This is a genomic window from Streptomyces sp. NPDC031121, assembly GCF_055570615.1.
Map to the genome: position 1 here is coordinate 597,261 of NZ_JBVIGV010000001.1, position 13,289 is coordinate 610,549.

The following is a 13,289-nucleotide window of genomic DNA, read 5'->3' on the forward strand; positions in this document are numbered from 1 at the left end:
CCGGGAGCACGTGGGCAACCGCAAGCGCTCCAAGGCCAGGCCGGGCCCGTTCCACCTCGCTGCGACCGCGTGCGGAGTCCGGGCCGCTGCGGTACGGGGGCCGGCGGGGGCCGCGGTGCACGTCCGGCGGCGCCCGCTCCGGCGGGTCCACCCCGCGCGCCCGCTGCCGCGGGCCCCGGTGCGGGCCCGCGCCACCCGTACGGCTCCGGCCGGCGCCCGCGCCGTGGAAACACCCCGTCGGGCGCATCCCGTTCGACACCCCCCTCCCGAGTCCCCTTTCGTGGGGTTACGAAGCCTCGGGTTCGAGCACCGGGAGGGGCCGTGCGACCGGACGACGACTACGACTACGAGCTCCACAGCCGTCTCGCCGGCCCGTTCGCGGACCCCCGCACCGCCGGGCGGCGCGTGCGCTACCGGACGCTGCTCTCCCGCGAGGAGCGGGGCACCCGAATACGGGCCGTCGCCCTGATGGCGCTGGCCCCCGTCGCAGCCGCCGGGCTGCTGCTCTACCTCGTCTGGCCCACGCACCGCACCGTCCGCGAGGGCGGCGAGCGGTGGCTGGTGCACCTCGACACCGCGATGCTCGGCTGCATCGCCCTGATCATGCTCTTCATGCTGGTCAACGTCGTGTCGATCGCCCACGCGACGATGACCGCCCGGGACCCCGTCCCCGTACCGCCCGAACCCGGGACCCGCGTCGCGTTCCTGACGACGTACGTCCCCGGCAAGGAGCCCCTCACCATGGTGCGGGACACCCTCCGGGCGGCCGTGGACCTGCGCCACGACGGGCACCTCGACGTGTGGCTGCTCGACGAGGGCGACGACCCCGAGGCCAGGGCGCTGTGCGCCGAACTCGGCGTGCACCACTTCACCCGCAGGGGAGTGCCCGCCTGGAACACCGCGCGCGGCCCGCACCGGGCGCGCACCAAGCACGGCAACTACAACGCCTGGCTCGCCGCACACGGCGACGCCTACGAGTTCCTCGCCTCCGTCGACACCGACCACCGCCCGCTGCCGAACTACCTGGAGCGGATGCTCGGCTACTTCCGCGACCCCGACACCGCCTTCGTCGTCGGCCCGCAGGTGTACGGCAACTACACCGCCGCCGTCACCAAGGCCGCCGAGTCCCAGCAGTACCTCTTCCACGCGCTGATCCAGCGGGCCGGCAACCGCTACGGCGCGCCCATGTTCGTCGGCACCAACAACGCCGTGCGGATCAGCGCCCTCCGGCAGGTCGGCGGGTTCCGGGACTCCATCACCGAGGACATGGCCACCGGCTTCGAGCTGCACCGCCGGCGCAACCCGGCGACCGGCCGTTTCTGGCGGTCGGTGTACACCCCCGACGTGCTCGCCGTCGGCGAGGGCCCCGCCTCCTGGACCGACTTCTTCACCCAGCAGCTGCGCTGGTCCCGGGGGACGTACGAGACCCTCCTCAAGCAGTACGCGAAGGGCTTCTTCCGGATGCCGCCGGGCCGGCTCCTCAACTACACGCTGATGCTCGCCTACTACCCGATGACGGCCGTGAACTGGCTCCTCGGCGTCCTCAGCTGCGTGCTCTACCTGTGGTTCGGGGCCTCGGGCACCCAGGTCTCCGCCGACGTGTGGCTCATGCTCTACACCGACGCGGCCGCCCTCCAGGTCGGCCTGTACCTGTGGAACCGCCGCCACAACGTCTCGCCGCACGAGCCCGCCGGCTCCGGCGGACTGGCCGGCATCGCGATGTCCGCCGTCTGCGCGCCCGTCTACCTCGCCTCGCTCACCTCCGCGGTACTGCGCACCGAGGGCCGGTTCGTCGTCACCCCCAAGGGCGCCGCCGCCGGCACCGACCGGGCGGCGTCCTTCCGCATCCACTTCGCCTGGGCGGCCGTCCTGGCCGTCTCCCTGGCGGCGTCCGCCCGCCTCGGCCACACCCACGCCGCGATGCGCACCTGGGCCGTGCTCGCGCTGCTCGTCTGCCTGGCCCCGCCCGCCGTGTGGGCGGTGTCGGTGCTGCGCGCCCGCCGGGCCGCCACCCGGTCCCGCACCCCCGAGCCGGGCCGCGGCGCCGGGCCCGGCGACGAGCCGGAGGCGGCGTTCGCCCCGACAGGAGGGAACTGACCCATGGCGTACCGTCCCTCACGGCAGTTCAAGAACACCCTGCTCGGCACCGCGGCCGTGGTCGTCCTCGCGGCCCTCAACGCGCCCGCCGCGCTGTCCTTCGCGCAGGAGCGCTACCACGCGTACCGGATCGCGCAGCCCTCCTACCGGCTCGAGTACGGCTCCTGGTCGCTCGTCGACCTGCCGAAGGACCGCCGGATCAACGCCATGCACGCCGCCCTCCTGCACACCGGCAAGGTCCTGCTCATCGCCGGCTCCGGCAACGACCAGGAGAACTTCGACGAAGGCACCTTCGAGACGGTCCTGTGGGACCCGCGCACCGACACCTTCAAGAAGATCCCGACACCCGAGGACTTCTTCTGCTCGGGCCACAGCCAGCTGCCCGACGGCCGCCTCCTCGTGGCCGGCGGCACCGCCCGGTACGAGGTCCTCGACGGGAAGGTGACCCGGGCGGGCGGCGCCATGCGCGTCAAGAACGAGAGCCCCGACAAGGCGGTCACCCTGCGCAAGGGCACCCGCTTCCGGTCGCCGTCCGGCGTCGAGTACGCCTCCCGCTTCGACGTCACCGTGCCCAAGGCGAAGCGCGAGTTCGAGATCACGTACGGCCGGGACGGGCAGGCGCTGCCGTGGAAGACGAAGGTGACGGCCTCCGAGGCGCGGGTCTTCGTCGAGGCGGTCGAGCCGGGCGCCCGCGGCCTGACCACGCAGGCCGCCCAGTACGCGGTCGTCGGGCTGAAGGGGAAGGACGCCGACAACGTCTACGGGCTCGCCGAGCGGCTCAGCGTCGACAAGCAGGACTTCCAGGGCATCAGGTCCGCCTACGAGTTCGACCCGGTCGCGGAGCGGTACGTGCCCGTCGCCCCCATGGCGGACGCCCGCTGGTACCCCACGCTCGTCGCGCTCCCCGACGGGCGGGCCCTCGCGGTGTCCGGGCTCAACGACGTCGGGCACGTGGTCCCCGGCGACAACGAGTTCTACGACCCCGGCACCCGCACCTGGAGCAAGGGCCCCTCCCGCTACTTCCCCACCTACCCCTCGCTCTTCCTCCTCCAGGGCGGCAGACTCCTCTACACCGGCTCCAACGCGGGCTACGGGCCCGCGGACAAGGGCCGCGAGCCCGGCGTGTGGGACCTCGCCTCCAACACGTTCACCCCGGTCGGCGGGCTCGCCGACGCCGACCAGCTGGAGACGTCCGCGTCGGTGCTGCTCCCGCCCGCGCAGGACCAGAAGGTGATGGTGCTCGGCGGCGGCGGGGTCGGCGAGTCCGGGCGGTCCACGGCCAGGACGGCGATCGTCGACCTGAAGCGGCCCGCGCCCGCCTTCCGGCCGGCGGCCCGGCTGCCGCAGGGCACCCGCTACCTGAGCAGCGTGCTCCTCCCGGACGACACGGTCTTTACCACCGGCGGCTCCCGCGACTACCGCGGCCGCGGCGCCAGCGACATCCTCAAGGCGCAGTTCTACGACCCCCGCACGGACGCCTTCACGGCCGCCGCGGCCCCGACCGTGGCCCGCAACTACCACTCGGAGGCGCTGCTGCTGCCCGACGGGCGGATCGCGACCTTCGGCTCCGACCCGCTCTTCGCGGACAAGGACAACACCCGGCTCGGCAGGTTCGAGCACCGCCTGGAGGTGTACTCGCCGCCCTACCTGCACCGCGACCCGGCCGCCCGGCCGGAGCTCGGGGCCGGCCCCGACACGGTCGGCGCGGACGGCCGCGCCACCTTCGGGACGGCGCACCCGGAGCGGATCGCGCGGGCGCGGCTGATGCGGCCCAGCGCGGTCACCCACACCACCGACGTGGAGCAGCGCTCCGTGGAACTCGGGGTCGACCGCGGGAACGGCTCGGTCACCTTCACGGTGCCGGGCGACCCGACGCTCGTCCCGCCCGGCTGGTACATGCTCTTCGCGGTCGACGCGGCCGGGACGCCGTCCCCCGCGAAGTGGATCAAGGTGCCGGTGCGGGCGGCCGCCGAGCCGGAGCGGTGACGGGACGGCAGGGCGGCGGCGCCGGCGGCGGGCTCACTGCACGGCGCGGCGGGCCAGGCCGAGCGCGTAGTCGGGCCACCACGTGCCGGCCGCCGGACCGCCGCGGCAGGTGCCGTCCGACTCCCCGGGCCGCTTGACCCACAGGTACGCGTCCACGAGCGGGTCGCCCGTCCGGTCGGTCGGCGGAACGCCCAGGGCGCGGCCCGGCGGATTGCACCAGGCCTCGGGCCCGCCGCCCGGCAGGGGGCCCGCCCCGTTGCGGCTGGTGTCGACGACGAAGTGCTTGCCCCCGGTCGCCGCGGAGATCCGCGCGCCGTACGCGCGGGCCGCCCCGACGGGCTGGAAGTTGGCGACGTTCAGCGCGAACCCGTCGGCCCGGTCGAGCCCGGCCCGGCGCAGCGGCCCGACGAGGCGCTGCGGGTCGGGCAGCCAGGCCGGGTTCCCGGCGTCCAGGTACACCTTCGTGTGCGGGTTGCGCTTCAGCCGGGCCACGGCCTCGGAGAGCAGGGCGAACCGCTCCTCGTGCAGGGCGGCCGGGGTGCACCCGTCGACGACGTGCGGGACGGCGTCGGGCTCCAGGACGACGACGGCCCGGGCCGGCCCCACGGCGTCGGCGAACCTGCCGATCCACGTGCGGTAGGCGGCGGCGTCCCGGGCGCCGCCCGCCGAGTGCTGCCCGCAGTCCCGGTGCGGGATGTTGTACGCGGCGAGGACCAGCGTCCGGTCGGCGGCCGCGGCGGCTGCGGCCGCCCTGCGGATCGCGGGCGCCGGGTCGCCGCCGGCGCCCCACAGCGCCATCGGCCGCTCCGAGATCCGGCGCAGCACCTGGGCGTCGGCGGCCCGGCCCCGGCCCTCCCAGTCGGCGACCTGCCGGGCCGCGTCGCTGCCCGGGTCCACCCAGAACGGTGACCCGCCGGCCGCGGCGCCGTCGGCGGCGCCCTCCGCCTGCCGGTCCGCGGAGGACCGCGGCGGTGCGGGCTCGGGCCGCGGCTGCGGCGCCGAGCAGGCGGGAGCCGCGGCGAGCAGCAGCGCCAGGCCCGCGGCGGCGGCGAAGGGTCTGCGGGGGCGGCTTCGGCCAGGCATCCGGCTTCCTCGGGGGCGCAGGGGGCTCGCGGACCGGGCCATGGTGACACGGCGCCCGCGCCCCCCGCCCGACCCGCGCCCCGCCGCGCTCGCGCCCTCCCTCACCCGGCGGGCACGGCCCCCGCCGCCGAAGGGGACGTACGACCGAGGAGTGAGACGGGGCCCGCCGCCAAATGGCCGCCGGGTAGGGTCGGATGCGTGTCCAAGCCGCTCAGTCTCCCCTTCGATCCCATCGCCCGCGCCGACGAGCTCTGGCAGCGGCGCTGGGGGCCCGCGCCCGCGATGGCCGCGATCACCTCGATCATGCGGGCGCACCAGATCCTGCTCGGCGAGGTCGACGCCGTGGTGAAGCCGTACGGACTGACCTTCGCGCGGTACGAGGCGCTCGTGCTGCTCACCTTCTCCAAGGCCGGCGAGCTGCCGATGTCGAAGATCGGCGAGCGGCTGATGGTGCACCCGACGTCGGTGACGAACACGGTGGACCGGCTGGTGCGCTCCGGCCTCGTGGCCAAGCGCCCCAACCCCAACGACGGCCGCGGCACCCTCGCGTCGATCACGGAGAAGGGCCGCGAGGTCGTCGAGGCCGCGACGAAGGACCTGATGGCGATGGACTTCGGGCTGGGCACGTACGACGCCGAGGAGTGCCAGGAGATCTTCGCGCTGCTGCGGCCGCTGCGGGTGGCCGCCGCGGACTTCCGCGAGGGGTAGCGGGGCTCACACCGCCCCGGGCGGGATCGCCCGCAGCGGGCGGCTAGGCTCGTGGCCATGAAGAAGAGCGTGCTGACCCGCTACCGGGTGATGGCCTACGTGACCGCCGTCATGCTGTTGATCCTCTGCGGCTGCATGGTCGCCAAGTACGGCTTCGACACCGGCGCCGACCTGACCTTCGTCGTGTCCCAGGCGCACGGCATCCTCTTCATGATCTACCTGGCGTTCGCGCTGGACCTGAGCTCCAAGGCCAAGTGGTCCTTCGGCCGGATGCTGTGGGTCATGCTCTCCGGGACCATCCCCGGCGCCGCCTTCTTCGTCGAGCGCAAGGTCCGCGCCGACGTCGAGCCCCTGATCACCGACGGCGGCCTGGCCCCCGCGAAGGCGTAGCCGGCGCGCTGCCCGCCGCTGGGAAACCCCGGGGAGTGTGAGACTCCCCGGGGTTTCCCATCGACATTTACTAGGACGTCCTAGTAAATTCGAAGCATGGACGCTGACGCCATCGAGGAGGGCCGCCGCCGCTGGCAGGCCCGTTACGACAAGGCCCGCAAGCGCGAGGCCGACTTCACCACGCTCTCCGGCGATGCCGTCGACCCCGTCTACGGCCCGAGGCCCGGAGACGCGTACGAGGGCTTCGAGCGCATCGGCTGGCCCGGCGAGTACCCGTACACCCGCGGCCTGCACGCCACCGGCTACCGCGGCCGGACCTGGACCATCCGCCAGTTCGCCGGCTTCGGCAACGCCGAGCAGACCAACGAGCGCTACAAGATGATCCTGGCCGCCGGCGGCGGCGGGCTCTCCGTCGCCTTCGACATGCCGACCCTCATGGGCCGCGACTCCGACGACCCGCGCTCGCTCGGCGAGGTCGGCCACTGCGGCGTCGCCATCGACTCCGCCGCCGACATGGAGGTCCTCTTCAAGGACATCCCCCTCGGCGACGTCACGACCTCCATGACGATCTCGGGCCCCGCCGTCCCCGCCTTCTGCATGTACCTCGTGGCCGCCGAGCGCCAGGGCGTCGACCCCGCCGTCCTCAACGGCACGCTCCAGACGGACATCTTCAAGGAGTACATCGCCCAGAAGGAGTGGCTCTTCGAACCCGAGCCGCACCTGCGCCTCATCGGCGACCTCATGGAGTACTGCGCCAAGGGCATCCCCGCCTACAAGCCGCTGTCCGTATCCGGCTACCACATCCGCGAGGCCGGGGCGACCGCCGCGCAGGAGCTCGCGTACACCCTGGCGGACGGCTTCGGGTACGTGGAGCTCGGCCTCTCCCGCGGCATGGACGTCGACACGTTCGCGCCCGGCCTGTCCTTCTTCTTCGACGCCCACCTCGACTTCTTCGAGGAGATCGCCAAGTTCCGCGCCGCCCGCCGCATCTGGGCCCGCTGGATGAAGGAGGTCTACGGCGCGAAGAACGAGAAGTCGATGTGGCTGCGCTTCCACACGCAGACCGCCGGCGTCTCCCTGACGGCGCAGCAGCCCTACAACAACGTGGTGCGCACCGCCGTCGAGGCCCTCGCCGCCGTCCTCGGCGGGACGAACTCCCTCCACACCAACGCCCTCGACGAGACCCTCGCCCTGCCCAGCGAGCAGGCCGCCGAGATCGCCCTGCGCACGCAGCAGGTGCTGATGGAGGAGACCGGCGTCGCCAACGTGGCTGACCCGCTCGGCGGCTCCTGGTACGTGGAGCAGCTCACCGACCGCATCGAGGCGGACGCCGAGAAGATCTTCGACCAGATCAAGGAGCGCGGCCTGCGCGCCCACCCCGACGGCAGGCACCCGATCGGGCCGATCACCTCGGGCATCCTGCGCGGCATCGAGGACGGCTGGTTCACCGGCGAGATCGCCGAGTCCGCCTTCGCCTACCAGCGGGCGCTGGAGAAGGGCGACAAGCGGGTCGTCGGCGTCAACGTCCACCACGGCTCCGTCACCGGCGACCTGGAGATCCTCCGCGTCAGCCACGAGGTCGAGCGCGAGCAGGTGCGCGTCCTCGCCGACCGCAAGGCCCGCCGCGACGACGCGAAGGTCACCGCCTCGCTCAAGGCGATGCTGGACGCCGCGCGCGACGGCTCCAACATGATCCCGGCCATGCTCGACGCGGTCCGCGCCGAGGCCACGCTCGGCGAGATCTGCAACGCCCTGCGCGACGAGTGGGGCACCTACACGGAGCCGCCGGGCTTCTGAGCCCCGCGCGCATCCGGCTTCCGGGCCGGCCGCGTCCGCACCCCCTCCCCGGGCGGCGGCCGCGGCCGGCCCGGCGCCGTTGGCGCAGCCGCGGGCGCGGTCAGGCTTCGGCGGAGCCCCGGAGGCCGTGCATCAGCAGCGCCGTGAACGAGGCCGCCCACAGGTCGTCCACCGGCTCGGCGCTGACCAGCGCCCGGTGCACCACCGTCCCGGCGATCACGTCGAAGATCAGGTCGGTGGTGCGCTCCGCCAGGGCCTCGTCCGGCTCCCGCGGCAGCTCCCCGCGGGCCTGGGCGCGCTCCCGGCCGAGGACGACGAGGCGCTTCTGCCGGTCCACGATGGCCGAGCGGATGCGGTCGCGCAGCGCCGGGTCCCGCGTGGACTCCGCGACGACCGCCATCAGGGCCGTCCGCGCCTCGGGCCGCCGCAGCAGTGCCGCGAACTGGAGGACCACGTCCTCGACATCCGCCTCCAGGCAGCCGCGGTCGGGGAGTTCGAGGGAGTCGAAGAGCTCCGCGACGGCGTCCACGACGAGTTCGTTCTTGCCCGCCCAGCGGCGGTACAGGGTGGTCTTCGCCACGCCGGCCCGAGCCGAGACGTCGCCCATCGTCAGCTTCGACCAGCCCAGCTCGACCAGCGCGTCGCGCGTCGCGGCGAGGATCGCGGCGTCCGCAGCGGCGCTGCGGGGTCGGCCGGTGCGGCCGGACGGCGGGCTCTCGTGGGGCATGGCGCAGACCATACCCGTCAGTAGCGGAACCGCCGGGCCCCCCGATCGTGTGCTTCAGATCACGACCCGCGGCGGTACGCCGGGCCCCGCGGGGAGTTACGCTACGGCTCGTAGCGTAAGAGCGACGACCACGCGAAGAGCTACCGGCGCCAGGTGGGGACCCGGCGCCACCACACCACGGCAGGACCGGCAGCGGGCCTGCAGCAGGACCGCACGACACCCGCGCCGCCGGCCGGACCGTTCGGGACGGGAACGCAATTCGGCCGATGTTTTTCGTCCGCGCGCGCACACGGGGGAGGATGTACGCATGCAGCCCAGAAACATGTCCATGAGCGGCGTCGTCGACCTCGCCGCGGTGAAGGCGGCCGCCGAGGCCAAGGCGAAGGCCGAGCAGGCGCGCGCCGAGGCGGCCCGGCAGGCCGCGCAGGGCGGCGCCCCCGCCCCGGGCGCGGTGCCGCCGTCGGCCCTCGTGATCGACGTCGACGAGGCCGGCTTCGAGCGCGACGTACTCCAGCTCTCCTCCGAAGTCCCGGTCGTCCTGGACTTCTGGGCCGAGTGGTGCCAGCCCTGCAAGCAGCTCAGCCCGCTGCTGGAGCGCCTCGTCGTCGAGGCGAACGGCCGCCTCGTCATGGCCAAGGTCGACGTCGACGCCAACCAGATGCTGATGCAGCAGTTCGGCATCCAGGGCATCCCCGCGGTGTTCGCGGTGGTCGCCGGGCAGGTGCTGCCGCTGTTCCAGGGCGTCGCGCCCGAGCAGGAGATCCGCGCCACCCTCGCCCAGCTCGTCCAGGTCGCCGAGGAGCGCTTCGGCCTCATCGGCCTCCAGGTCGACCCGACCGCCGAGGGCGGCGCCCCGGCGGGCCCCGCCTCGGCGGCGGCTCCGGCAGGACCGCACGACGCGCTGCTGGAGGCGGCCGTCACCGCCCTCGACGCGGGCGACCTGCCCGGCGCGATCCAGGCGTACAAGAACGTCCTCTCCGACGACCCGGTCAACACCGAGGCCCGGCTGGGCCTCGCGCAGGCCGAGCTCCTCGCCCGCGTCCAGGGCGCCGACCCGCAGGCGGTGCGCCGCGCCGCCGCCGAGAACCCGGCCGACCCGCAGGCCCAGATCGCGGCGGCGGACCTCGACCTCGTCGGCGGGCACGTCGAGGACGCCTTCGGCCGCCTCGTCGACACCGTGCGCGTCACCGCCGGCGCCGACCGGGACGCCGTACGGGTCCGGCTGCTGGAGCTGTTCGAGGTCATCGGCGCGGACGACCCCCGGGTGGGGCAGGCGCGCGCGGCCCTCGCGCGGGTGCTGTTCTAGCCTGTCCTCGCCCTCCGGCCGCGCCGTGGCGGACCGGCCGGGGATTTGTTGACACGGAGACGAACAACGGCCGCGCTTTGCCAAAACTTGGCAAACGCGGCCGCTGTTACTCGCAGTAAACCTCCCTCCGTGAACTGTCCGGAGTGTTCGGGAATCCCCCGATCCGCCGGGGCCGTGGGTGGCACCCTGTGTCGCCACCCGACAGCGCCGCGCCAAACCCCGGTTATCTCGCCGTTACCCGCCAGTAACGACCCCCCTTGTGCCCCGGCCGGGAATGGACCACGATCGGCGACGCTCGGTCCTTCCCGCAGAGCCGCACGAGGCGCCGCGGCGGAGGGTCCCCACCGGGCCGGCCGGTGCAGCGCCACCGTCCGCGGGACAGGGGGGTCTCCGCCGCACCCGGCGGAGCCTGTCCTCCAGGTCGTGCGAACGCGCGGCCAGTGGTTGTCGCTCGGGGGTGAACGCCGGTGCATCGGACGCGGCACGGCCGCGGTACGGCCGCCTGCGCTCCTTCCCGAGGACGTAGCACTTCTCCCATCCCAGGTCGGGCGCTGCCCGGACCGGAGATGTACGTCCGAGAAGGAGGAACGAAATGAGTTCTCAGGTTCGTGGCGGGACCAGATGGAAGCGCTTCGCGCTCGTCATGGTGCCGAGCATCGCGGCGACCGCCGCGGTCGGCGTGGGTCTGTCGCAGGGCGCCCTCGCAGCGTCGTTCAGCGTGTCGGGTCAGGACTTCAAGGTCAGGGCCGACAAGCTGGAAGGCGAAAACCTGATCCAGTACGGCGGCATCGCCAAGGGCAACAACCTGGAGACGGGCAAGCCGGAAAACCACCCGGTCACCATCTCGGGGTTCAGCAAGGCCAAGATCACCAACATGTGCCAGTCGCTGGTGACGCCGACGCCGCTGGGCAACATCACGCTCCAGCTGCGGACGGGCCACAAGGGCACGGCGGCCGAGGCGACGAACATCTACCTGGACGTCGCGGAGCTCGACGCGAACGCCGAGTTCGAGAACCTCGACATCGGTGTCGCCGTCGGCGACGAGAGCCACAAGACCAAGCCGCAGGCGGGCACGGTCTCCCACAAGTACGCGTTCTCGCAGCGCGCCGACAAGGCGATCCTCACGGACGTGAAGCAGAAGGCGTGGGCCACCACGGCGGGCACCTTCAAGCTGCCCAACCTGAAGCTGCGCCTCGTGGGCGGCGACCAGCCGTGCTACCAGGACTCTGAAGTCGACTGACCGTTCTGGTGCTGACCGGACGGGCGGGCGCACAGCGCGCCCGTCCGGACTCCACAGAGTTCTCCGTACCACCGTTTCCAGGAGCTGTAGCCCATGAACCCCCAGGCCCCGGTCTACGTTCGCCGCTCGGATGACGCTTGGCTCACCGCGGTGTACTACCGCTTCCACGCCTGGAGCGGCCGCCGCCCCTTCTGGGCCGGCCTGTTCACGCTCATCGGCGGCTTCCCGATCACGTACTTCCCATACGCGGACCTCCGGCTGGGCAACGTCACCCTCGCGATGGCGACGACGGCCGGCTCCGGTTCGCTGATCATCGGGGTCCTGCTCATCACCCTGGGTCTCGCCCTCTGGTTCCAGCAGGGCATCCGCGTGTTCGCGGGGGTCGCCTCGATCCTGCTGGCACTGGTGTCCCTGCCAGTGTCCAACCTCGGCGGCTTCTTCATCGGCTTCGCCTTCGCGATGGTCGGTGGTGCGCTGGCACTGGCCTGGGCGCCCGGCGCCCCGGTGGACGAGACCGACGCGGCCGCGGCCGGTGACACGGGCAAGTCGGAGGCGGTGGCGGGCGGCCACCAGGGCATCCCGGCCCCCCGCCAGACGGAAACGGCATACACGAGCGAGACGACTGCCCACGCCGACGGCGGGAGGAACAGTGCGGGGTGATGAGACGCAGCCGGGCGTGGCCCCGAGCGCGGAGTCCCGTGAAAGAAAGGGGCCGCGGCACGCCGCGCCCCGCAAGTCGCTGCTGAACAAGATCCAGATTCCCGTCGGCAAGACCATGGCCCTGGCGGCCATGCCGACGGCCGTGTTCGTCGGGATGGGCATCGCCCCCAAGCTGGCGGTGGCCGACGACAAGGACATCCCCTTCGCCCCCGGACCGTGCGTGACGCGGTCCGACGAGCCCGCGGAGTCGGCCTCCGCGAGCCCCTCGAAGAGCCCCGAGCCGAGCGCGTCCCCCGGCTCCTCCGCCGCCCCCAAGCCCGGCCCCACCCCGCCGGCGCCCAAGCCGTCCGCCGCCAAGCCGACCGCCGACACGCGGCCCGCGCAGGCGGCGACGACCCCGCCGGCCGCACCCGCCCCGTCGGCGTCCGCGTCCGCAACGGTGAACCCGCTGGACCCCCTGGACCTCGGCGGCAAGATCAAGGACCTCTTCGGCTCCCTGCCCGGCCCGCAGCCGTCGGCGACCCCGACGCCCACGGCCCCGACCCCGTCCGCCCCGGCCCCGACGACCCCGGCCAAGCCGGCCCCGGACCCCGCGGCCGACGCCATCCGCGAGGCGGCGAAGAAGGTCGGCGCAGGCGTCGCCGAACTGCCCCAGGACGTCAAGGACACCGCCACCAAGCCGAAGGACGAGACGGGCGCGAAGAAGGACGGGGACGACGAGGACGACAAGGACGGCGCGAAGCCGGACGCGTCGGCCGACCCGGACGGCAAGCAGCCCTTCCCGTGCCCGACGCACGACCCGGAGGCCCTGGCCAACGCGAAGCTGGAGCCGGGCATCCCGCTCCTGCCGGACGAGCCCTGGTACCTGGACAGTTCGCTGCTGACCCTCTACGGCCTGGACTACAAGGGCATCGTCGAGGTGAAGACCGCGAGCGGCAAGACCAAGAAGGTCCTGAAGTTCACCGCGGACTCGCTGGACATCAAGGACCTCTACCAGACCGTCGGCAAGGGCGGAAACATCGCCCACCTGAAGTCCCGCCCCGGCTCCACGTCCAAGATCCGCGGCGGCGAGGTGACGATGTACACGGAGAACCTCAAGGGCAACCTGTTCGGCATCATCCCGATCGAGTTCTCCCCGGACAGCCCGCCGCCCCTGAACGTCCCCTTCGCGTTCTTCACGAACGTCAAGGTCGTCCAGGCGGGCCAGTTCGGCGGCACCCTGACCGTCCCGGGCCTGAAGAACTACATCGGCCCGCCGGAGGGATAGCCCGCACACGGCCGAGGCCCGCTCCTCC

General features: G+C 73.2%; 11 protein-coding genes. 9 read left to right on the plus strand and 2 right to left on the minus strand.

Annotated features, from left to right (window positions below):
• Positions 1-321 precede the first annotated feature (321 nt).
• Positions 322-2,097: a glycosyltransferase family 2 protein gene (locus ACZ462_RS02795; protein WP_467802638.1), complete on the plus strand. Its 1,776-nt coding sequence runs from the start codon at positions 322-324 to the stop codon at positions 2,095-2,097.
• Positions 2,098-2,100: 3 nt separating this feature from the next.
• Complete coding sequence (gene glxA, locus ACZ462_RS02800; protein WP_467802640.1) at positions 2,101-4,083, plus strand: radical copper oxidase GlxA; 1,983 nt, start codon at positions 2,101-2,103, stop codon at positions 4,081-4,083.
• Between the two features lie 33 nt (positions 4,084-4,116).
• Here the strand turns inward: glxA and ACZ462_RS02805 are convergent, their stop codons facing one another.
• Positions 4,117-5,166, minus strand: coding sequence for a glycoside hydrolase family 6 protein (locus tag ACZ462_RS02805; protein WP_467802641.1), 1,050 nt, complete (start codon positions 5,164-5,166; stop codon positions 4,117-4,119).
• A 198-nt stretch (positions 5,167-5,364) separates the two neighbouring features.
• On the opposite strand from ACZ462_RS02805, the gene ACZ462_RS02810 reads away from it, so the two are divergent.
• The 3 genes from ACZ462_RS02810 to ACZ462_RS02820 all read left to right on the plus strand — a co-directional run bounded on the left by ACZ462_RS02810 (position 5,365) and on the right by ACZ462_RS02820 (position 8,061).
• Entirely contained in the window at positions 5,365-5,874 is a 510-nt protein-coding gene (locus ACZ462_RS02810; RefSeq protein ID WP_467802643.1) for a MarR family winged helix-turn-helix transcriptional regulator, read from the plus strand.
• Between the two features lie 57 nt (positions 5,875-5,931).
• Complete coding sequence (locus ACZ462_RS02815) at positions 5,932-6,264, plus strand: DUF3817 domain-containing protein (RefSeq protein WP_467802645.1); 333 nt, start codon at positions 5,932-5,934, stop codon at positions 6,262-6,264.
• A gap of 96 nt (positions 6,265-6,360) precedes the next feature.
• On the plus strand, positions 6,361-8,061 hold the full coding sequence (locus ACZ462_RS02820; RefSeq protein WP_467802646.1) for an acyl-CoA mutase large subunit family protein: 1,701 nt from the start codon (positions 6,361-6,363) through the stop codon (positions 8,059-8,061).
• 100 nt (positions 8,062-8,161) lie between these two features.
• Here ACZ462_RS02820 and ACZ462_RS02825 read toward each other — a convergent pair whose 3' ends face one another.
• Positions 8,162-8,788 (minus strand): TetR/AcrR family transcriptional regulator, encoded by a 627-nt coding sequence (locus ACZ462_RS02825; RefSeq protein WP_467802647.1) that lies wholly within the window; start codon positions 8,786-8,788, stop codon positions 8,162-8,164.
• Positions 8,789-9,095: 307 nt separating this feature from the next.
• Between ACZ462_RS02825 and ACZ462_RS02830 the strand changes: the two genes are divergently transcribed.
• The 4 genes from ACZ462_RS02830 to ACZ462_RS02845 all read left to right on the plus strand — a co-directional run bounded on the left by ACZ462_RS02830 (position 9,096) and on the right by ACZ462_RS02845 (position 13,261).
• Positions 9,096-10,094, plus strand: a complete 999-nt coding sequence (locus ACZ462_RS02830) for a tetratricopeptide repeat protein (protein WP_467802649.1) — start codon at positions 9,096-9,098, stop codon at positions 10,092-10,094.
• A 592-nt stretch (positions 10,095-10,686) separates the two neighbouring features.
• Positions 10,687-11,334 carry a DUF6230 family protein gene (locus ACZ462_RS02835; protein ID WP_467802650.1) on the plus strand — a complete coding sequence of 216 codons (648 nt, stop codon included), beginning with the start codon at positions 10,687-10,689 and terminating at the stop codon, positions 11,332-11,334.
• Positions 11,335-11,427: 93 nt separating this feature from the next.
• Positions 11,428-11,994, plus strand: coding sequence for a DUF6114 domain-containing protein (locus ACZ462_RS02840; protein WP_467802651.1), 567 nt, complete (start codon positions 11,428-11,430; stop codon positions 11,992-11,994).
• A complete protein-coding gene (locus tag ACZ462_RS02845) occupies positions 11,984-13,261 on the plus strand; it encodes a hypothetical protein (RefSeq protein ID WP_467802652.1) in 1,278 nt (425 codons plus the stop codon). The genes ACZ462_RS02840 and ACZ462_RS02845 overlap by 11 nt, the downstream gene beginning before the upstream one ends.
• Positions 13,262-13,289: the final 28 nt, after the last annotated feature.

Bases quoted from the DNA above. Each gene is read 5' to 3' on its own strand.
- ACZ462_RS02835 (WP_467802650.1), top strand. From the start codon at position 10,687: ATGAGTTCTCAGGTTCGTGGCGGGACCAGATGGAAGCGCTTCGCGCTC.
- ACZ462_RS02830 (WP_467802649.1), top strand. From the start codon at position 9,096: ATGCAGCCCAGAAACATGTCCATGAGCGGCGTCGTCGACCTCGCCGCG.
- ACZ462_RS02820 (WP_467802646.1), top strand. From the start codon at position 6,361: ATGGACGCTGACGCCATCGAGGAGGGCCGCCGCCGCTGGCAGGCCCGT.
- glxA (WP_467802640.1), top strand. From the start codon at position 2,101: ATGGCGTACCGTCCCTCACGGCAGTTCAAGAACACCCTGCTCGGCACC.
- ACZ462_RS02840 (WP_467802651.1), top strand. From the start codon at position 11,428: ATGAACCCCCAGGCCCCGGTCTACGTTCGCCGCTCGGATGACGCTTGG.
- ACZ462_RS02805 (WP_467802641.1), bottom strand. From the start codon at position 5,166: ATGCCTGGCCGAAGCCGCCCCCGCAGACCCTTCGCCGCCGCCGCGGGC.
- ACZ462_RS02815 (WP_467802645.1), top strand. From the start codon at position 5,932: ATGAAGAAGAGCGTGCTGACCCGCTACCGGGTGATGGCCTACGTGACC.
- ACZ462_RS02825 (WP_467802647.1), bottom strand. From the start codon at position 8,788: ATGCCCCACGAGAGCCCGCCGTCCGGCCGCACCGGCCGACCCCGCAGC.